This window comes from Serratia fonticola, assembly GCF_001006005.1.
GTDB lineage: Bacteria > Pseudomonadota > Gammaproteobacteria > Enterobacterales > Enterobacteriaceae > Chania > Chania fonticola.
Genome location: NZ_CP011254.1, coordinates 407,617 through 427,936 on the forward strand (window position 1 = coordinate 407,617; position 20,320 = coordinate 427,936).

The following is a 20,320-nucleotide window of genomic DNA, read 5'->3' on the forward strand; positions in this document are numbered from 1 at the left end:
AGAAGCAGTAGTAATAGTATTGGGGTTTTCAACCGATTAGCCTGGGCACGCGGGGCCCACCATCGGCGTTTCTCTGGCTGGATAAAATGGAGCCGCCTCGCGGCGGCTCCATTAACAGCATTAAGACTGTTTGCTCATTGCTGCAACTTCAGCAGCAAAGTCAGCTTCAACTTTCTCGATGCCTTCACCCACTTCAAAGCGGATGAAATTGGTTACGTCAGTGTTGTGCTCTTTCAGCACCTGAGCAACGCTCTTGCTTGGTTCGATCACGAAAGGCTGACCGGTCAGAGAGACTTCGCCGGTGAATTTCTTCATGCGGCCTTCAACCATCTTCTCTGCGATTTCTTTCGGCTTGCCAGACTGCATGGCGATGTCCAACTGAACTTGGTACTCTTTCTCTACCACTTCAGCAGACACGTCTTCAGGCTTGACGAATTCAGGCTTGCTAGCGGCAACGTGCATTGCCAGCTGCTTAACCAGCTCTTCATCCGCGCCTTTGGTAGCGGCAACCAGAACACCGATGCGAGCACCGTGCAGGTAGCTACCCAACACGTCGCCTTCCAGGGAAGCAATGCGGCGAATGTTGATGTTCTCACCGATTTTTGCCACCAGCGCAACGCGCTCTTCTTCGAACTGCGCTTTCAGCACGTCAACGTCAGTGATTTTGCCAGCAAAAGCCGCATCCAACACTTTGTCAGCGAAAGCCTGGAAACCGCCGTCTTTAGCAACGAAGTCGGTCTGGCAGTTAACTTCCACGATCATGCCGAAGTTGCCTTCGATCTTGGTTTTGATCACGCCGTCAGCAGCTACGTTGCCTGCTTTTTTCGCCGCTTTGATCGCGCCAGATTTACGCATGTTCTCGATTGCCAGCTCGATGTCGCCGTTAGATTCGATCAGCGCTTTTTTGCAATCCATCATACCTGCGCTGGTACGCTCACGCAGTTCTTTTACCAGGGCAGCGGTAATATCAGCCATTTCTTTTTCCTCGGTTATCTCGCTCGGAGATAGTTCTCATTCAGATAAGCAAAGGGGGCCCTTAAAGGCCCCCCTAACCAACATATTCAATACCTGGTTAATAAGGGCTTGACCTTATTATTCAGCTTCTACGAAGCTTTCTTCCGCCTGAACGGCCAGATCTTGAGAACGACCTTCACGGATGGCGGCAGAAACGGCGGTCAGGTACAATTTGATTGCACGGATTGCGTCGTCGTTACCAGGGATGATGAAGTCAACGCCGTCTGGATCGGAGTTGGTATCAACGATAGAGAATACCGGGATACCCAGGTTGTTGGCTTCTTTGATCGCGATGTGTTCGTGATCGGCATCGATAACAAACAGAGCGTCTGGCAGACCACCCATGTCCTTGATACCACCCAGGGAGTTTTCCAGCTTGGCCAGTTCACGAGTGCGCATCAGCGCTTCTTTCTTGGTCAGCTTGTCGAAGGTGCCGTCTTGGGACTGGATTTCCAGATCTTTCAAACGTTTGATTGACTGACGAACGGTTTTCCAGTTAGTCAGCATGCCGCCCAACCAGCGATGGTTCACGAAGAACTGATCGCAGCCGTTAGCATATTCTTTTACCGCTTCGCTTGCTGCGCGCTTGGTACCAACGAACAGGATCTTACCTTTACGGGAAGAGATCTTGGTCAGTTCAGCCAAAGCCAGGTTGGCCATTGGTACGGTTTTTTCCAGGTTGATGATGTGAACCTTGTTACGTGCGCCGAAGATGAAAGGCTTCATCTTCGGGTTCCAGTAACGGGTCTGGTGACCAAAGTGTACACCAGCCTGGAGCATGTCGCGCATGGAAACAGTTGCCATGATTAAAACCTCTATTAGAGTTGATTGGGGTTATGCCTCCACGTATCCCATAACGCCGACCCGGACAATGACGTGAGTCATCTCAAGGCACCCCGGCGGATGTGTCGATACGTGTGTGTTATTTACACAATGTGAGTGCAGTTGAACTACTTCGGTCATTTCCTCATTGGCACTTAAGGCCGAATGCGGATCTGCCGGCGCGCTTTATACCATAAACCCGCCCCAGACACCAACTTTTGTTGCAGTTGGCCTGGCCCTTCACAAATGAAATTTGGCAGCCTCAAGCCGGGCTGATACCATAACTCAATGCCTTATCTTTCTACCTTGTCGACCATAACGACACCTGCGGACTAACTTTCATGGCAATTTCAATTAAAACACCTGATGACATTCAAAAGATGCGCGTTGCGGGCCGCCTGGCCGCAGAAGTGCTGGAAATCATCGAGCCCCACGTTAAACCCGGCGTCACCACCGGCGAGCTGGACAGGATCTGTCACGAGCATATCACCAATGAACAGCAGGCGATCTCGGCCTGCCTGGGCTACCACGGCTTCCCAAAATCGGTCTGTATCTCGGTGAACGAAGTGGTGTGCCACGGCATCCCAAGTGACGACAAGGTGCTGAAAGACGGGGATATCGTCAATATCGACGTGACCGTAATCAAAGACGGCTTCCACGGCGACACCTCCAAGATGTTCATCGTCGGTAAACCGACCATTCTGGGCGAACGCCTGTGCCGCATCACCCAGGAAAGCCTGTATCTGGCGTTGAAGATGGTCAAGCCGGGTATCCGCCTGCGCACTCTGGGTAAAGCCATCCAGCAGTTTGTTGAAGCAGAGAAGTTCTCCGTAGTGCGCGAATATTGCGGCCACGGCATCGGCGAAGGTTTCCACGAAGAGCCGCAGGTACTGCATTACGATGCCGATGACGGCGGCGTGGTGCTGCAGGCCGGTATGGCCTTCACCATTGAGCCCATGGTCAACGCCGGTGATTACCGCATCCGCACCATGAAAGACGGCTGGACGGTGAAAACCAAAGATCGCAGCTTGTCGGCACAGTATGAGCATACTATTGTGGTGACTGATAACGGCTGCGAGATAATGACGTTGCGCAAGGATGACACCATCCCCAACATCATTACGCACGAGATGTAAGAACCACAGGGTTCTTGTGACAAGCCGGCCTATGCCGGCTTTTTTTATGGGCGGCGAAACATGTCTGAAAATTATCGTGAGCTAGAGACCCCGGCCGTACCCAATAAGCCGGATGCTCCCAGCACCTATGGCGATGAAGAGATCAATTGCCTAGTCCTCAAACAGCGGCTTGAGCAGTTTCAGCAGTGGCTGGCAGCGGCCTTCAATGCCGGTGCCAGTGCCGAAAGCCTGGTAGCGGCGCGCAGCAAGTTTATCGATCGGCTATTGCGGCGGCTGTGGCTGTTTTACGGCTTTGACACTATCCCCGAAACGGCGCTGCTGGCCGTCGGCGGCTATGGCCGTGGTGAACTGCACCCGCTGTCTGATATCGACGTGCTGGTGCTCAGCCAGACTCGCCTGACCGATGAACAGGCCGCTCGCGTCGGTGAATTCATTACCCTGCTGTGGGATCTCAAGCTGGAAGTCGGCCACAGCGTGCGCACGCTGGAAGAGTGCCTGCTGGAAGGCTTGGCGGACCTGACCGTTGCCACCAACCTGATCGAATCCCGCATGATCTGCGGCGACGTCGCCCTGTTCCTGCAATTGCAGAAGCACATTTTCAGCGACGGCTTCTGGCCTTCGCCCAAATTCTTTGACGCCAAGCTGATCGAGCAGCAACAACGCCACCAGCGCTATCACGGCACCAGCTACAACCTGGAGCCGGATATCAAGAGCAGCCCCGGTGGCCTGCGTGATATTCATACGCTGATGTGGGTGGCCCGCCGCCATTTCGGCGCCACCTCGCTCGATGAGATGGTCGGTTTTGGCTTCCTGACCCAGGCCGAGCGCAACGAATTGAACGAATGCCAAAGCTTCCTGTGGCGTATTCGTTTTGCCCTGCACCTGGCGCTACCGCGTTATGACAACCGCCTGCTGTTCGATCGCCAGCTCAGCGTGGCCCAATTGCTGCGCTACGAGGGGGAAGGCAATGAACCGGTAGAGCACATGATGAAGGATTTCTATCGCATGACGCGCCGCGTCGGCGAGCTGAACCACATGCTGCTACAGCTGTTCGATGAAGCGATCCTGGCATTGGACGCCACGGAGAAGCCGCGCCCGCTGAACGATGATTTTCAACTGCGTGGCGATCTGATCGATTTGCGCGACGAAACGCTGTTTATCCGCCAGCCCGAAGCCATCATGCGCATGTTCTACCTGATGGTACGCAACCGTGAAATCAAAGGTATCTACTCCACCACCGTACGCCAGTTGCGCCATGCGCGCCGCCACCTGAAACAGCCACTGTGCAACATTCCCGAGGCCAGAGAGCTGTTTATGGCCATTCTGCGACATCCAGGCGCGGTCTCACGGGCGTTGGTGCCAATGCATCGCCACAGCGTGCTGTGGGCCTATATGCCGCAATGGGGCAGCATCGTCGGCCAGATGCAGTTCGACCTGTTCCATGCCTATACCGTCGATGAACATACCGTGCGCGTACTGCAAAAGCTGGAAAGCTTCTCCGATGAGGAAACTCGCCCACGCCATCCGCTGTGCGTGGAGCTCTATCCTCGCCTGCCTCACCCAGAATTGCTGTTGCTGGCGGCGCTGTTCCACGATATCGCCAAAGGGCGCGGCGGCGATCACTCCATTTTAGGCGCCCAAGACGCCTTGGAGTTCGCTGCATTGCATGGCTTGAACTCACGCGAAGCTCAGCTGGTTGCCTGGCTGGTACGCTGCCACCTGCTGATGTCGGTTACCGCACAACGGCGTGATATTCAGGACCCGACCGTGATCCAGCAGTTCAGCAGCGAAGTGCAAAGCGAAACCCGGCTGCGCTACCTGGTTTGCCTGACGGTCGCCGATATCTGTGCCACCAACGAGACCTTGTGGAACAGTTGGAAGCAGAGCCTGTTGCGCGAGCTGTATTTCGCCACCGAGAAGCAACTGCGCCGTGGCATGCAGAACAGCCCGGATCTGCGCGAGCGGGTGCGTCACCATCGTTTACAGGCGCTGGCACTGTTGCGCATGGACAATATCGATGAAGAGGCGCTGCACCATATCTGGAGCCGCTGCCGCGCCGACTATTTCCTGCGTCACTCGCCGAATCAACTCGCTTGGCACGCCCGCCACCTGCTGGCCCATGACTCAACCAAGCCACTGGTGCTGGTCAGCCACCAGGCCACGCGTGGCGGCACCGAGATCTTTATCTGGAGCCCGGATCGCCCTTACCTGTTCGCCGCCGTTGCCGGTGAGCTGGATCGGCGCAATCTCAGCGTGCATGACGCCCAGATCTTCACCAACCGCGACGGCATGGCCATGGACACCTTTATCGTGCTGGAGCCGGATGGCAGCCCGCTGGCCCAGGATCGTCATGCCGCGATCCGCCATGCGTTGGAGCAAGCGATCACCCAGCGAGATTATCAACCGCCGCGCGCTCGGCGTCCGTCGTCCAAGCTACGCCATTTCAGCGTGCCGACCGAGGTCAGCTTCCTGCCAACCCACACCGATCGCCGCAGCTATCTGGAACTGATCGCACTCGATCAGCCCGGCCTGCTGGCGCGCGTGGGTGAAGTTTTCGCCGATCTGGGTCTGTCGCTGCACGGTGCACGTATCTCCACCATCGGCGAGCGGGTCGAGGATTTGTTTATTTTGGCCGATGCCGATCGCCGGGCGCTGGATCCGCAAACACGCAGAAAATTAGAACAACGGTTGACAGAGGCACTCAATCCAACCGATAAAATGTGATAAAAGTAACCTTTCGTAAATAAAATCAGGACAGAGAACAGCATGCAGCAATTACAGAACGTTATTGAAAGCGCCTTCGAACGCCGTGCGGATATTACCCCGGCCAACGTAGACACCGTAACGCGTGAAGCGGTAAACCAGGTGATCGCCCTGCTGGACAGCGGCGCCCTGCGCGTTGCCGAGAAGATCGAGGGGCAATGGGTTACCCATCAGTGGCTGAAAAAAGCCGTCCTGCTGTCTTTCCGTATCAACGACAACAAGGTAATGGACGGTGCAGAAACCCGCTATTACGACAAAGTGCCGATGAAATTCGCTGACTACGATGAAGCTCGCTTCCAGAAGGAAGGCTTCCGCGTAGTGCCACCGGCTACCGTGCGTCAGGGGGCATTTATCGCTCGTAACACCGTGCTGATGCCTTCTTATGTCAACATCGGTGCCTACGTCGACGAAGGCACCATGGTAGATACCTGGGCCACCGTAGGTTCTTGTGCACAGATCGGCAAAAACGTTCACCTGTCCGGCGGCGTTGGTATCGGTGGCGTGCTGGAACCGTTGCAGGCCAACCCAACCATCATCGAAGACAACTGCTTTATCGGCGCGCGTTCAGAAGTGGTTGAAGGCGTGATCGTGGAAGAAGGTTCGGTGATCTCAATGGGCGTGTACCTGGGCCAAAGCACCCGTATCTACGATCGTGAAACCGGCGAAGTGCACTATGGCCGCGTACCTGCGGGCTCCGTGGTCGTATCCGGCAACCTGCCTTCCAAAGATGGTTCCTACAGCCTGTATTGCGCTGTGATCGTCAAGAAAGTGGACGCCAAGACCCGTGGCAAAGTCGGGATTAATGAGTTATTGCGCACTATCGACTAAGCTTGAACGGCGGGTGCATTACCCGCCATTTTTTTGCCTTCAATACGCGGGCCGTCACAGTCTGTGACGGGCGTTTTCGCCATACTCTCTGGCAGTGGAATATTCCTGATGTGTTTCGATTTGCAGCTTACAACACTGCATATTGGCTAATCAGGCAAATATAGTTGATTAAAAGGTGGCGCTATTATGTATGACAACCTGAAAAGCTTGGGTATCAATCAACCGGAAGATATCGATCGCTATAGCCTGCGTCAGGAGGCCAATAACGACATCCTCAAGATTTACTTCCGCAAAGATAAGGGCGAGTTCTTTGCCAAGAGCGTGAAGTTCAAGTATCCACGCCAGCGCAAAACCGTGGTGGCAGACAATGCCGGCCAGGGTTACAAAGAGATCCATGAGATCAACCCTAACCTGCGCTACGTGATCGATGAACTGGATCAACTCTGCCAGCGCGATCAGGTGGAAGTGGATCTGAAACGCAAGATCCTCGATGACCTGCAGCATCTGCAAAACGTGGTCACCAACAAGATTGCCGAGATCGAATCCGATCTGGAAAAGCTGACACGCGGTAAATAACCACCACCATCGACCTAATACTTGTCAGTTTAGGACGATTGGTCACCCCTCACCCCTGCCCTCTCCCGCTGTAGAGTCCAGGGATCTCATAAACACAGAGATTGGGAGAGGGAGCGAGCCCGGAGTCGCAGGCAGGTACAGGTGGTAAATTGTGGCACGTTCAGTCCCCTCTCCCTGTGGGAGAGGGTTAGGGTGAGGGGGGTCACATTTTGCCGGTTTTCTGTGTGATAGGGTAAATCGGTAATCGATAGGGTTGTTACTGCTCCGGCAGGCAAAACCTAATTCTTTAACGCTTGCTGGCTGCGGCCTTGAGTGCTTAAGGGATTAGGTTTTTTTTTGCTTTATCATCACCACAGGAGATAGGAGGAATAAAGTCGTGCCTGGCTGCTCGCCACCAGGCATCGAGAGGTTATTTCAACAAGGCGCCCCACTGCTCTACCCACGGGCAGGAAGCCACTTCCGGTTCAGGTTGCTCGATCGCATCGATCTCCAGCACATCACCTACACGCGTTGCCCCCTGCTCTTGCAGCAAAGCATCAAAGGTACGCCCGGCACCGCAGAAGTTGTCATAGCTGCTATCGCCCAGTGCAATCAAGCCATAACGCAGCTCCGGCTGATAACCCACCTGGTCGCGGATAGCCTGGAACAGCGGTGCAATACTGTCAGGCAAGTCCCCTTGCCCGGTGGTGGAAGTCACGACCAGCGCATAATGCTGGCGGTAAAACTGCCACTCTGCCAGCGTCCCTTCCTCAAACACTTTGACCTCATGGCCCTGTTGTTGCAGGATATTTTCTGCCTCTTCCGCCACTAACAAAGAGTTACCGTAGACCGTTCCAACGAAAATGCCGACCTGAGCCATCGTTGCTGCTCCCTTATGACCGTTAAAAAATGATTAGCTATCCTGACCGCTAGCCTGCTGAAACTCAAGTTCTGGCAGCACGTTATGCCAGCCAAATTGTGACATGACACCTTGCCAATCCGCTTCCCAGGGCGCGGAAATATGCAGCGGTTGGCCGCTCACCGGATGAGTAAGTTGAACATGGCTGGCGTGTAACATCAGGCGTGAACAACCAAAATGTTCGGCCATCCCACGGTTTTGCCGCAGATCGCCGTGAGCGGTATCACCAATAATCGGATGGCGCAGGTGCACCATATGACGACGCAGCTGATGCTTACGCCCGGTCTCTGGTTTCAGCTCAACCAGGCTATAGCGCGAGGTGTCATAGCGGCCAATCGACACCGGCATCTCTACCGTTGCCAAGGGTTGATAATGGCTTACCGCCGGTTTTGGACCTTTGTCTGGGTTGGCATGTTTATCCGCCAGCTTATCCAGCTCTTCCGTCAGCGCATAGTCAACGGTGCCGCCCTCTAAAACATAGCCCCGCACCACCGCGTGATAGGTTTTCTGTACCTGATGCAGTTCAAACTGTTGCGACAATAACCGAGCCACATCGCTGGACAACGCCATCAGCAATACGCCGGAAGTAGGACGATCCAAACGGTGTACGGTAAATACGTGCTGGCCAATCTGATCACGCACGGTTTGCATGACAAACCTCGTCTCGTGACGATCCAGCCAGCTACGATGCACCAGCCAACCGGAGGGTTTGTTAACGGCGATCAGATGTTCGTCCTGGTACAACACCTTCATAGAGTGATTTTTTCCATAGATTAATCATGCATTTTATCTCCTTGCCCCTGCAAGTTGCAGCCTGCTGGCCAGTTTGCAGGGGGGAGAAAATAGGTAATTGATTGATTCTATCGTCAAACATAAATAATGACGAAACGAAAATCCCGTTTGGCGCTCTCGTTTTTGCCCCACGGGTCAGTAGTGCCTACACTGTACAAAAAGTAGCAAGGAGAAATAACAGTGAATTGGAATATAACGCTTTTGATAGCCCCCCTTTTACTGTCTATGTGCGGCATTCTGTTTTCACCCCAGTTGGCAATGGCCTGTACTCGCGCGGTCTACCACGGCGAAGATAACCTGGTGATCACCGGCCGCACTATGGACTGGAAAGAACAGTTGCACTCTGACCTGTGGATTTTCCCACAAGGAATGGAGCGCAGTGGTAATGCAGGCAGCAACTCAATCAAATGGACATCCAAATACGGCAGCGTCGTGACTTCCGCCTATGGTGTTGCAACCACCGATGGGATGAATGAAAAAGGCCTGGTAGCCAATATGCTGTGGTTGGTTGAATCTCAATACCCGGCATTCGATGGCCAGCAGCCAACCTTATCATTGGCAGCATGGGCACAGTATGCATTGGATAACTTCGCCACGGTGCAAGAAGCGGTTAACGCACTGGAAAAATCCCCCTTTATCGTAGTAACCGGCGGTGTGCCTGGCCAGGAACGTTTGGCCTCCCTTCATTTGTCGTTGTCCGATGCCAGTGGGGACAGTGCCATTTTCGAATACATTAACGGCAAATTAGTGATTCACCATAGCCGCGACTATCAGGTCCTGACCAATTCCCCTACCTTCGAGCAGCAGTTGGCCATCACCAAGTACTGGCAAGGGATCGGTGGTAACGTCATGCTGCCTGGCACAAACCGTGCTGCCGACCGTTTTGTACGCGCACAGTTTTATATCAACGCTATCCCGAAATATCATCAGGCCAGGCTGGCAGCCTCTAGCGTGCTGAGCGTTATGCGCAATGTTTCTGTGCCCTTTGGCATCACGACCCCTGAAGAACCCAATATTTCTTCCACTCGCTGGCGTACTTTGGCCGATCAAAAGAACAAGCTGTACTACTTTGAATCGGCACTGGGCAGCAGTACTTTTTGGGTAGACCTGAAACAGGTCGACTTTGCTGCTGGCGCTCCGGTTAAAAAGCTGGTGCTGGGTAAAGATGAGATGGCAGATTTTACCGGTGAGGTTTCCGCTGAGTTTAAAATCAGCCCTCCCTTTGAGTTCCTTGCTGCCGACGTCATAGATAACGCCTGAGCCCGATCGATGATGACTGGTGGCTCCCACGGCCACCAGCACACCCTCTAAATTCTCAGATGAGAATACTTATTCAGTCACACTCTGGCCTATTTTGACTAAAATTTAATCATTTGTGCATTTGCTAAGTTCCTTCCTCCTGTTACGCTGATGTTCACTCTTCAAACTCCGGACCATTGTTGCTTATCGATAAAATAGAGTAGATCTGAACGCTCCAGGTAAACACCGATATGGCATTAAAATAACCGGCAGAAAAAAGAGAACACCATAATAGGGAGAGAAAACATGAGCGTTGAACGAGAATATTTGTTGCCAGCGATCTGGGTACGTGAACACCTGGTCCAGGTCCCGCTGAATTGGTTCAATAGCAAGGATACCCGCACCATTGAGATCTTTGCCCGTGAGTTGGTTGACCCGTTACGCCGTGATGAACAACTCCCTTGCCTGCTGTTTTTACAAGGTGGTCCCGGAGGAAAAAGCCCACGCCCTACGGCACGCAGCAGTTGGATTGCCGAAGCCCTCAAAAGTTATCGGGTGATCCTGCTCGATCAGCGTGGCACCGGGCGCAGTAGCCGAATTGAAGGCAAGAGTCTGGCCGGGCTAACCGCCCAGCAGGCAGCAGATTACCTGGCCTGCTTCCGCGCCGACTCGATAGTGAGCGATGCCGAATATCTGCGTAAAAACTGCTTTGGCGATCGCCCGTGGAGCACGCTGGGGCAAAGCTATGGCGGCTTTATCACGCTGACCTATCTTTCTCAGGCTCCGGAAGGTCTACACTGCTGCTTTATGACCGGCGGCCTGGCCAGCCTGCAGCCTGATGCCGATGAAGTCTACGCTCATACCTATCCGCAGGTGATCGCCAAAAATCGCATCTTCTATCAGCGTTACCCACATCTGGAGCCGCTGCTTGGCCAGATTGCCGACAAGCTGGAGCAGGAAGAGGTGTTGTTACCCGATGGCGACCGGTTGACCGTACGCCGCCTGCAAAGCCTGGGGATCGATCTTGGCATGAGTGAAGGTTACGAGCGGCTACTTTGGCTGTTTGACGAAGCCTTTAACCCAGACGGTGAATTCAGCGACACCTTCCTGTCGCAGGTGATGGCGTTGACCAGTTACGCGGAGAATCCTCTGTTTGCCGCGCTGCATGAAAGTATTTACGCGCAGGATAAGGCCACCAACTGGGCCGCCGAGCGGCAACGGGGCAACTTCAATGCTTTCGCCGAGGATCGGCGCCCGCTCTACCTGACTGGGGAAATGATCTATCCCTGGATGTTCACCGAGATCGCCGCTCTGCGCCCCTTCAATGAGCCCGCTAAGCTGCTGGCCGATCGCCGCGAGTGGTCACCGCTGTATGACAGCGATCGCCTGCTCGACAATCAGGTACCGGTATTTGCCGCCATTTATTTCAGCGATATGTATGTCGATTTGAAGCTCTCGCTGGCGACGGCGCAACAGGTGGGTAATTTGACGCCGTGGATCACCAACGAGTATGAGCATAACGGCTTACGCGTTGGTAATGTTTTTGGTCATTTGCAGACGATGGCGCAGAAAGCGGGCATTTACGCCCCCTCATCCCAACCCTCTTTCGCAAGGATAGCGAGCTGATGGGCCCTGCTCTTTTGCAAGTAAAGCGATAATCTCAAGCAAACTCTAAAGCTGTTTTGGAAGTAGAAGCAAACTCAATAACCTTCTTTATCCAAGGTAAGTCACTACCATTTCAAACACGCTCGATCTGTCCCCTCTCACTAAAGGAGAGGGTTAGGGTGAGGGGAGAGGCATCTTAGTTCACCAACTCAATGGTGATCAGGCGGCTATCGGCCCGGCCATGATCGTCCACCGCCCGGATTCGATACTGACCATTGTTGACCGGCCGCCAATCGATGGCGGTTTTACTGGCGCTGCTGCCTAGATAAATATCATCGACAAACCAATACACCGTTTTACTGTCCGCGTCCGTCACCGCATTGAAGGAGATTTTGTCACGCCCCTGTTGAGATTGCCGCAAGGTATAGGTGGTATTTTTCAGCGGCGAGGTAATGCGCGGCGGGCTGCCACCGATCGCCACCGCATTATCCTTGCAATGGTTTACCGGCGGAGCCCGCTTGGGTAATCCAGCCTGCACAAACACGTTAGCCAGATCGGAAGGCCAGAACTCAAACACTTCGGTACGGGTTTGTGTTTTATCATACGGCGGGCAGGCCACCTCACCGCTGTTAATATCCAGCACCACCGGACGATAGACGGTATCGACCTTGATCGGCGACTTGCCGGGGATAAACCAGGTTTTGCCTTTCTGCTGGCACCACTGCGTCGGCAGGTTGCCGCTGGCCAGGCAAATATCCACCCGCTTCAACTGTTTCGGGAAGGGATGTTTCGGCTCCTGCAAGGCCGGATAGCTGGCGTTAATGCTGTCGATAATATTGAAAAATAGCGGGGCTGCCGCATCGGCCCCCACAAACACGTTGTTGCCTCTGCTGTCGAAATTCCCTTCCCATACCACCAGCACGTAAGGCCCGAAGATCCCGACGCTCCAGGCATCGCGGAAGCCCCAGGAGGTCCCGGTTTTCCAATAGACCGGCAGCGATGATGAGCGTTGTGCCAAAGTGTCACCAGGCCGGCGGTGCTGACGCAACATATCCAGCGTAGTGAAGCTGGCTTCTTCACTAATCAAACGGATTGGTGGCGGATAGGCATCACTCTTTTGCATCCGTAATGGGCGCAATGCGCCCCGGTTGGCCAACAGCGCATACAGCTTCGCCAGTTCCTGGGCAGTGATTTCACCGCCCCCCAACACCAGCGACAGCCCATAATGGTTTTCACTGGCCAGGTTGGCGATGCCGGACAGGCTTAAAAACTGATAAAACGTCGGCTGCCGTAGCTGGGAGGCCACGTACACCGCTGGAATATTACGGCTGAAATTCAACGCGTCTGTCGCCGTTACCGGCCCCAGGAAACGTCGGTCAAAGTTTTCTGGCGCATAAGCACCAAAGGATGAAGGCACGTCCTTGAGGATGGTCATCGGATGCAACACGCCCTGCTCCATCCCCAAGGCATAAATAAAGGGCTTGAGGGTCGAGCCAGGGGAACGCTTGGCATTGGTCCCGTTCACCTGCCCCTGGATCTCGCGATTGTAATAATCGGCAGAGCCCACCAGCGCCCTTATCCCCATATCACGGCTGTCCACCAACAGCACCGAGGCATTATGGATCCCCCGGCTCTGGTTACGGACGATAAACGCGTTCACCTGCCTTTCGATCAGCCGCTGGAGCCCGGCATCCAACGTGGTATCCACACGGGTATCCAACTGCACTAACTGCTGGGTTTGTTGGCGCAACTGTTCGATAAAGTGTGGAGCAATGTACGGCATCCGTTCTGGCTGGCGCAGTGCCAAAGGGAGTTGAAACAGGGCACGCTGACTGCTGTCGGTGCTATACACGCCTTGCCAGCGTTGAAACAGGCGGTTACGGGCCTGCGTCAGGGCTTGCCCCAACACGCCGGTTTTAGGGTCGATACGATAGCTGGGTGACTGCGGCAACACCGAGAGCGTCAGCGCCTCCGGCAAGGTGAGATCCTGCGGTGCCTTGGCAAAATAGATCAGGCTGGCCGCACCGATGCTTTCAATATTGCGGCCATAGGGGGCGTAATTGAGATAGGCCTCCAGAATATCGTGCTTGGAATAGCTGAGTTCTAACTGAACGGCCCGCAGTACCTGCATCAGTTTACCACCAGGTGTGCGGGTATTCAGATGCCAATGCATGCGCGCCAACTGCATGGTGATGGTCGAACCGCCCTGCATTTTGCCACCGGCTACGTAGCTGCGCCAAAAGCCACGCAGCAGGCTGACGGGGTTAAATCCGGGGTTGTAATAGAACCAGCGATCTTCATGCAGCAAAATACCCTGCACCGCCAGCGGCGAGATCTTTTCCAGCGGCGTCCACAGGCGATAGCGATCGTCATTGGCTAACGTGAGGCGCATCAGCGTCCCGTGGCGATCGTAGTAAACCGTGGAGAAGGGCACGCCCTGCGAAAGAGGAGGATGCGGCCACAGCCGCGCTCCTACCAGGCCCAGCGCCAGCAGAAATACCGCCATCAAGATATTTTGCAGCCAGCGTTTTGCCACAGCAGATGCAGGAAGGATTCTCATGGAGTCTCGGTACCCACGAACCCCGCAGCTCAACGCTGCGGGGCATCGCGATGGCTTATTGACTTTCCGCCGGTACAACCACCAGTTTACCGCTGCTGGCCGACATGGCCTGCACTTCACGATCGTACATGGCTTCACCATAAGCCGGAGGGATCACAAAGCTACCGGTGTTGGTCGCTTTAATCTGGTAGACAAACTCCTGCACGTCGGTGCTGGCGCTACCATAGATGATCACTCGGTCTTCACGGATATCGCTGTAATCAGGAGCCCAAGTGGAACCCGAGGCAGCCAGTGGCGACTGCCACCCTGCGTCCGTATCCTCGTTGGCTTCACCGTCTTCGCCGGTCGATTCTGGCTCTGGTGCCGTTTGCTGCACCACTTCAAATCCGCCAGGCAGCAGATCGACAATCGCCAGGTTGCTCTGCCCTTCTTTCGAATTGGCGCGGATTTTCAGATGAACGTTGATCTTCTGCCCCAGCGTCACCTGAGTGACAGGTTTACCCTGTTCATCGGTGTAATCACGGGTAATTTCCAAACCGCGAGCAATGGCTTTCTGTGGAGCAGCCAGATCGTAACCAGCCTGAGTGACCACATACCAGGCCGGAGCGTCGGCGCTGTTGGTAAAGCAAATAGCCTTGGCCTCAGCGGTAAACTGACCTTTGGCAAACAGCCCTATCATCTCTGAAATCACCTGCGGATCGACGTTACCTTGCTTGCCGAGCTGCGCAATCGTCAGCGAATCTGTGGCATTGGCCTGCGCCGCCACCTGAGCCGAGTAGCTTTCCAGCGCCAGGATACTCATCGCCGAAGAATAGGTGGTGTAGCGCTCTTCTTTCAACGCCTTGACCATGTTCTCCAGCACCTGCGGAGGGATCGAAGAGACCTTCTCCGGGAAGTGGCGAGCGATCAGGTACAGACGTGTTGCGTCCTGCACCAGCGGATCGAAGTAATTCTGCGTCCACCAGCCTTTGTCATAGGCTTTGCTCAGTTGCTTCCAGCTAGGCTCCAGCAAGGCATTGGCCTCATCGTCCATTTTCAGCAGACGGTAAGACGATGCCAGATACAGGGCGCTCAGATCGGTTTTCCAGCTGTCTGGATACAGTTTCTGCAACGTATCCTGCACCGAGGCCAGCGAGTTGGTGGTAATTTCGCCCTGCAAGGTCAGCAGGTAGACCGCCCAGGTACGCAGACGCAGATGATACATATCATCATAACGGTTGGCTGCCAGCTCACGCAGCGCGCCGTTGGCATCTTCCAGCATCCCTACCGGCAAGGCATAACCCGCCGCTTTGGCTTCCAGCAGGTATTGCACCACGTATGGTGTGACGAAAGGATCGGTTTCCGGCGATGAACGCCAGGCACCAATGGCCCCGCTGTCGTTCTGGCGGGAACGCAGTACGCCGAGCAGGTTTTTCAGCTGTTTGCTGACTTCGGCCTGGCTCAGGCTGCTTTTCATTTCCGGATGCTGGCTTTGCATGATCAGCGGAATGGAACGGCTGACGATCTGCTCTGAACAGTAATACGGATAATCCGCCAGATACTGCGCCAGGCCGTTGGTCAGCACCAACGGGGAGTGAGAGACCGCCGCGCTACGCTGCGCATAGGCATCAAACATCTGCCGCAGATTATCAATATTCTGGCTACTGCCGCTCATGCGGCCCATCACCGTCTGGGTGCGGTAAGGCATTGCCGGACGTACCGAGGTGCTAATGGTACGGCGGCTGGTTTTATCACCATAACGCGCATCAAACACCAACGGAGCATCACCCAGTGCCGCCTTGGCACGCAGGCGGAAGTTGATCACGCCTTCACGCTTCTCCGCCAATGACAGACTTTGCTCGGCCTTACCCACCACTTCCAACTGCGGCGGTGGCGTCAACTGCACGGCGATCGCCACAGGTTTACCGTTCAACCCTTCGAGATTATTGCTAACCCCGACGCTGACATCAAACTCATCCCCCGGAGCCACCATGTAAGGCACGTTCGGCGTCATGATGAAGTTGTCACGTACCGTCGCGGAGGTTTGGGCCTTGCCAATTTTGCTTGGCGTAACCGAAATGGCCATCACGCGGATCTTGCCGTTGAAGTAATCCGGCACCGGATAGGTAAACTGCTTCTCGCCGTTGACTTCGGTAATGCCAGACCAGTAGGCCACCGGCTTGTCGCGCTTGCGCTTGAACGGGTTCAGGTTGAGATCCAGCCCTTCACCCGCATCACCGCCCGGTGCCGCCGAAAGCGCCATCAGCTTGCTGAATTCCGGCAGGATCAGATCGAGGATCTGCGAGCTTTCCACGCTCAGCTCACGCTTACGGAAGAAGTACTCCAGCGGATCTTTCAGACGGTAGCGCGCTACCTGCAAGATCCCTTCATCTACGGCAAACAGTGCCACCTGCTGAGGACCATCGGTTTTCACCGTCATCGTCAGGTTTTCACCCGGCTTAATCACCTCAGGCGTCACTATTTCCAAGCCGTTTTGCCGGGCTTTCGTGCTGATTTTAAACGGCATGACGCCATAGCTCAGCGGGCTCATAAAGATCTCGCTGGAGTTCACGTCACGCACAAACTGCACGTTGATATAACCGTTGCCTTCCATCCCGGCCGGAACCCGGATTTTCTGCACTGAGCTGGTAGTGTCGGTGTGGAACCACTGCCAAGCATAGACACGGTCTTTTTCGATGGTGATCAAACCACTGCCGGTATAAGGCGCGTTGATCGCCACTTCAATTTCTTCACCCGGCTGATATTCCGCCTGATTCAGTTTCAGCTTCAGTTCGGCATTGCGATCCAGCGAACGGCTGAGGTTGGCATTGCCCGCCACGCTATAGGCGATACGGTTGAGCACCTTGCCCTGTGCATCTTCGATCACCAGGACGAAGTCCCCCGGGGTGTCGGTTGCCAAGGTCAGATCGGTGCCCTGCTCGCTCAGCGCCAACGGCTGCTCGGACAACTGCACCTCTTTCATTTTCGACTGGTATTTATAAACGCCAGAATCCTGCTTGGTCAGCACCGAGATGTATTTCTGCTCGATCAACACCTGCTTCAGATCGGCGAGTGCAATCTGTTTCAGAGCAGGATCGACGGCAATCACGTTCAGATTTCGCGCCGAACCCCGGTTGATGTAGCCTAAATCACCGTCTGGCTTAACGCCCACCAGATAGTCATATGGCGATACCAACACCCGAGCGGTGGCGGCAACGGAACGTCCACCGCCGGCCACAAAGGCTTCCGACAGCAGTTGCAGCTGATAGGTAGCATCCGCATAGGACTTCAGATCCAGCGGAATATTCGCAACGCCCTGCTCGTTGGTAGTGCGGTCTTCCAGTTCAGTTTCAAAACCGTCGCTATTCTGGCGGTTCTCAAAGAAGGCGTAATCCGGGAAGCGATCAAAGCTTGGGTACATTGGCCGCAGCGTCAGCTTCGAGGTAACTCGGCGATCCTGGGCAGGTGTGCCAAACAGGTTCTGCACATCGATGTTCGCCTGCAGCTCAGAAGGTTTTACCCACCCTTGCTGCCGGTTCGGCGTCAACTCCAGCTTCACCTTCAGTTGGTCTGGTTCAAACTCTTTCACGTTGACCGCGGTATGGCCGAGCAAGGTCGAAGTGTCGTTATTTTTGCCAATCAGATACAGGTAGACGTTCCACTCACCCGTTGGCGAGTTCTCATCTGTGGTGTAACTCAATTCATTGAAACCGCTGCCACCGAGAGTCAGCGGCACCGTCGTCATCAGTTTGTCGCGCGGATCGCGGATCTCGGCACGCACTGGTACGCCAGCCAGGGCAACGCCCCAATCGGCCGCACGGGTAATCAGACCAATATTGAAGGTATCGCCTGGACGGTACACACCACGATCGGAGAACAGGTAACTGCTCAAAGTGCGTGGATCGATGGGGGTCTCTTCCCCTTCAATATCAAAACGGGAGAAATCCAGCCCGCGGTCGTTGTAGCGGGTGGTCGGCAAGAAGGAGACATCGCCCTCTTTTTCCACCAGGAACATCACCGGCTGGCGTTCGTTGGTATACACGTCCAGCGATGGGAAACGCACGTGACCATTGGCATCGGTCACCTGGCTGAGCAGCGTCACACCGTTTTTGGCGATCACCGAAACTTTGGCGTTACCGACTGGCGCACCGCTGTGGATAGATTGGACAAACACATCGCGCGTTTTATCCTGCGAACGTTTGGCAATAATCCCCAGATCGGTCACGACAACAAAGCGTGAATCTCCCACGCTTGGTGAATCATCCCCTTCCTGCTCGCCCTGATAGCCTTCATCCTCTGCGGCCTGCGTCTTTTTCTTTTCCGGCTGCCATTCCGACAGCGTCAGCAGGAACACACCGCGATGGGAATCCGTGCTGGTGGACAGGTAACGTGAGAGATCGATGCCCTTGTAGCTCACTTCACCCGGCTGATCGTTGTTGATGACCGTTTGATATTTAAAGTGTTCGGTAAAATATTCATCGTTGAGCTGGTTGAACTGGGCCGAAGAGTATTCGCTGCTTTTGAATGAGACGATATGTTGCAGCTGGCTTGGGATCACCCGCTTGATATCCAGACGCAGGCCGGGCACGTTACGCGCCGCCACGCTGATTTGCTTGTCACCATTCACCGACAGCAGAGAACCCTGTGACATAAACTGCAAGGTTTTCGGGAAATCGGGTACTTCGACGATACGATAGACCTTCTCCGGCATTTTATAGCCGCCCGAAGAGGTCATCAGGTTGGTGATCTCCAGCAGCATAAAGCGGTGAGCCGGTGCGTCAAACTTGAAGCTGAACTGTGGTTGATAGGTCTCTTCCGCTTCATTCAAGGTCAGCGTCAGCGGCGTAGACTGGGCCATCACGCTATTTTCGATGCTCTCAGTCCCGCCCCACTGATAAAAATCATCCGGTTCGTTACTGGCTTCGGAATCGTTAGGGTTATGCTGCGGCAATAACCAGGCCTTGACCGCACGCCCGGCATCTTTGTCTTTGATCGCATCGCTGAAGGCGACGATCAGCGCACGTTGGCCTTTGGTACCATCGCTATCCACCACCTGAGCACTGGCATCCTTCACCGTGAGGCTATACAGGGTTGGCACCGATACCCAGCCGTCTTTTGATTGAGCGATCTCATTGGCAGACACCACCGACTTGATGCCCTTACCCAGTACCAGATGCACTTTACCACCGTGATCCAGCGCTTTCAGCGGTTCAGAATGCACCCAGGCGTTCAGCTTCTTGGCATCGTAGACCAGGGAGAAATTGAGTTTCTTTTCAGATTTGGCGTTGGCTTCGATCAACCCCATGGCGATCTGCTTTTCAAAGCTGGCCACGTCTACTGGCGCATTGAATTTGACGTTGAAGATAGCGCTGCGCTTTTGCGGATCTTGTGGGTCTTGATAATACTCGGCTTGCCCAAGTTGGTAGTCAAAAGCCGGAGCACTAAAGCTGTAGTTGGTATTGGCGAGTTTAATCTGCGGGGCCAGCAACACGGCGGGTTCGAGCTTAACCTCATATTTGCTGCCCATCGGCAATGGGTTTTTCGGCGTGAAGACCAGGGTCCAGGCGTTATTCCACTTCCACTGCCCTTCAAGGGCCGGGCTGATGGAGATACCTTTTTCCACGGCCTTGCCGGCATCGGTCAAGGGTGCCACGGAGTTTCTAAAAGTGAGGATGACCTGCTGTGGCGCAGATTTCTGCACGGCATAGTTAACCGGTTCAGGATCGGATACCCGCACGCTGGTTTCCTGATACACCATCGGTGCCGGTTCAATCGGCTGTGGCCGATTCAGCCACCAGTGCCATCCGTAGAAGGCGCCACCCGCGGCGCACAACAGCACCAGCAACGACAGGCTAATGGCTTTGGGATATTTATCTACCCCACCTTCCAGCCGCAGGAAGCCACGCTTCACCCCGCCGGATACCTCTGCCCACCAGGCAGGTGCATTCCAGTTCAGGTTGCCCACCACCGGCTTGAACAGCCGCCCCAACAGGCCAAAAATCACGGCCAACAGGCGGAACAGGCCTTTTATCAACGTAAAAGGCAAACGGAGGATAAACTTCAGCAAATCCATGATTGCAGCACCTTATTAATCCTTGAAAGACACCC

General features: G+C 54.7%; 12 protein-coding genes. 6 read left to right on the forward strand and 6 right to left on the reverse strand.

Going from position 1 to position 20,320, the window contains the following annotated elements; all coding sequences use genetic code 11:
- Window positions 1–120: 120 nt before the first annotated feature.
- Together tsf and rpsB are read right to left on the reverse strand one after the other, a co-directional pair.
- Window positions 121–975, reverse strand: a complete 855-nt coding sequence (gene tsf / locus WN53_RS01740; protein WP_024484315.1) for a translation elongation factor Ts — start codon at window positions 973–975, stop codon at window positions 121–123.
- Between the two features lie 117 nt (window positions 976–1,092).
- Complete coding sequence (gene rpsB, locus WN53_RS01745) at window positions 1,093–1,818, reverse strand: 30S ribosomal protein S2 (RefSeq protein ID WP_021179908.1); 726 nt, start codon at window positions 1,816–1,818, stop codon at window positions 1,093–1,095.
- A gap of 359 nt (window positions 1,819–2,177) precedes the next feature.
- Here rpsB and map point away from each other — a divergent pair, with 359 nt between their 5' ends.
- The 4 genes from map (at window position 2,178) to WN53_RS01765 (ending at window position 7,139) form a co-directional block, all read left to right on the forward strand.
- A complete protein-coding gene (gene map, locus WN53_RS01750) occupies window positions 2,178–2,972 on the forward strand; it encodes a type I methionyl aminopeptidase (RefSeq protein WP_021179907.1) in 795 nt (264 codons plus the stop codon).
- 60 nt (window positions 2,973–3,032) lie between these two features.
- Window positions 3,033–5,696, forward strand: a complete 2,664-nt coding sequence (gene glnD / locus WN53_RS01755; RefSeq protein WP_024484314.1) for a bifunctional uridylyltransferase/uridylyl-removing protein GlnD — start codon at window positions 3,033–3,035, stop codon at window positions 5,694–5,696.
- A 42-nt stretch (window positions 5,697–5,738) separates the two neighbouring features.
- Complete coding sequence (gene dapD, locus WN53_RS01760; protein ID WP_021179905.1) at window positions 5,739–6,563, forward strand: 2,3,4,5-tetrahydropyridine-2,6-dicarboxylate N-succinyltransferase; 825 nt, start codon at window positions 5,739–5,741, stop codon at window positions 6,561–6,563.
- 186 nt (window positions 6,564–6,749) lie between these two features.
- Entirely contained in the window at window positions 6,750–7,139 is a 390-nt protein-coding gene (locus WN53_RS01765; RefSeq protein ID WP_021179904.1) for a DUF3461 family protein, read from the forward strand.
- Between the two features lie 409 nt (window positions 7,140–7,548).
- Here the strand turns inward: WN53_RS01765 and WN53_RS01770 are convergent, their stop codons facing one another.
- Window positions 7,549–7,998 carry a flavodoxin gene (locus WN53_RS01770; protein ID WP_024484313.1) on the reverse strand — a complete coding sequence of 150 codons (450 nt, stop codon included), beginning with the start codon at window positions 7,996–7,998 and terminating at the stop codon, window positions 7,549–7,551.
- A gap of 33 nt (window positions 7,999–8,031) precedes the next feature.
- A complete protein-coding gene (truC, locus tag WN53_RS01775) occupies window positions 8,032–8,790 on the reverse strand; it encodes a tRNA pseudouridine(65) synthase TruC (protein WP_024484312.1) in 759 nt (252 codons plus the stop codon).
- Window positions 8,791–9,054: 264 nt separating this feature from the next.
- On the opposite strand from truC, the gene WN53_RS01780 reads away from it, so the two are divergent.
- Both WN53_RS01780 and WN53_RS01785 read left to right on the forward strand, forming a co-directional pair.
- Window positions 9,055–10,089, forward strand: coding sequence for a linear amide C-N hydrolase (locus tag WN53_RS01780; RefSeq protein WP_024484311.1), 1,035 nt, complete (start codon window positions 9,055–9,057; stop codon window positions 10,087–10,089).
- Between the two features lie 285 nt (window positions 10,090–10,374).
- Window positions 10,375–11,694, forward strand: a complete 1,320-nt coding sequence (locus WN53_RS01785; protein WP_024484310.1) for an alpha/beta fold hydrolase — start codon at window positions 10,375–10,377, stop codon at window positions 11,692–11,694.
- 175 nt (window positions 11,695–11,869) lie between these two features.
- Here the strand turns inward: WN53_RS01785 and pbpC are convergent, their stop codons facing one another.
- Complete coding sequence (pbpC, locus tag WN53_RS01790) at window positions 11,870–14,233, reverse strand: penicillin-binding protein 1C (protein ID WP_024484309.1); 2,364 nt, start codon at window positions 14,231–14,233, stop codon at window positions 11,870–11,872.
- Window positions 14,234–14,288: 55 nt separating this feature from the next.
- A complete protein-coding gene (locus WN53_RS01795; RefSeq protein ID WP_024484308.1) occupies window positions 14,289–20,285 on the reverse strand; it encodes an alpha-2-macroglobulin in 5,997 nt (1,998 codons plus the stop codon).
- Window positions 20,286–20,320: the final 35 nt, after the last annotated feature.

Coding starts and splice junctions, on each gene's coding strand:
- WN53_RS01780 (WP_024484311.1), top strand. CDS start 9,055: ATGTGCGGCATTCTGTTTTCACCCCAGTTGGCAATGGCCTGTACTCGC.
- WN53_RS01785 (WP_024484310.1), top strand. CDS start 10,375: ATGAGCGTTGAACGAGAATATTTGTTGCCAGCGATCTGGGTACGTGAA.
- tsf (WP_024484315.1), bottom strand. CDS start 975: ATGGCTGATATTACCGCTGCCCTGGTAAAAGAACTGCGTGAGCGTACC.
- truC (WP_024484312.1), bottom strand. CDS start 8,790: ATGAAGGTGTTGTACCAGGACGAACATCTGATCGCCGTTAACAAACCC.
- glnD (WP_024484314.1), top strand. CDS start 3,033: ATGTCTGAAAATTATCGTGAGCTAGAGACCCCGGCCGTACCCAATAAG.
- WN53_RS01795 (WP_024484308.1), bottom strand. CDS start 20,285: ATGGATTTGCTGAAGTTTATCCTCCGTTTGCCTTTTACGTTGATAAAA.
- pbpC (WP_024484309.1), bottom strand. CDS start 14,233: ATGAGAATCCTTCCTGCATCTGCTGTGGCAAAACGCTGGCTGCAAAAT.
- WN53_RS01770 (WP_024484313.1), bottom strand. CDS start 7,998: ATGGCTCAGGTCGGCATTTTCGTTGGAACGGTCTACGGTAACTCTTTG.
- rpsB (WP_021179908.1), bottom strand. CDS start 1,818: ATGGCAACTGTTTCCATGCGCGACATGCTCCAGGCTGGTGTACACTTT.
- map (WP_021179907.1), top strand. CDS start 2,178: ATGGCAATTTCAATTAAAACACCTGATGACATTCAAAAGATGCGCGTT.
- dapD (WP_021179905.1), top strand. CDS start 5,739: ATGCAGCAATTACAGAACGTTATTGAAAGCGCCTTCGAACGCCGTGCG.
- WN53_RS01765 (WP_021179904.1), top strand. CDS start 6,750: ATGTATGACAACCTGAAAAGCTTGGGTATCAATCAACCGGAAGATATC.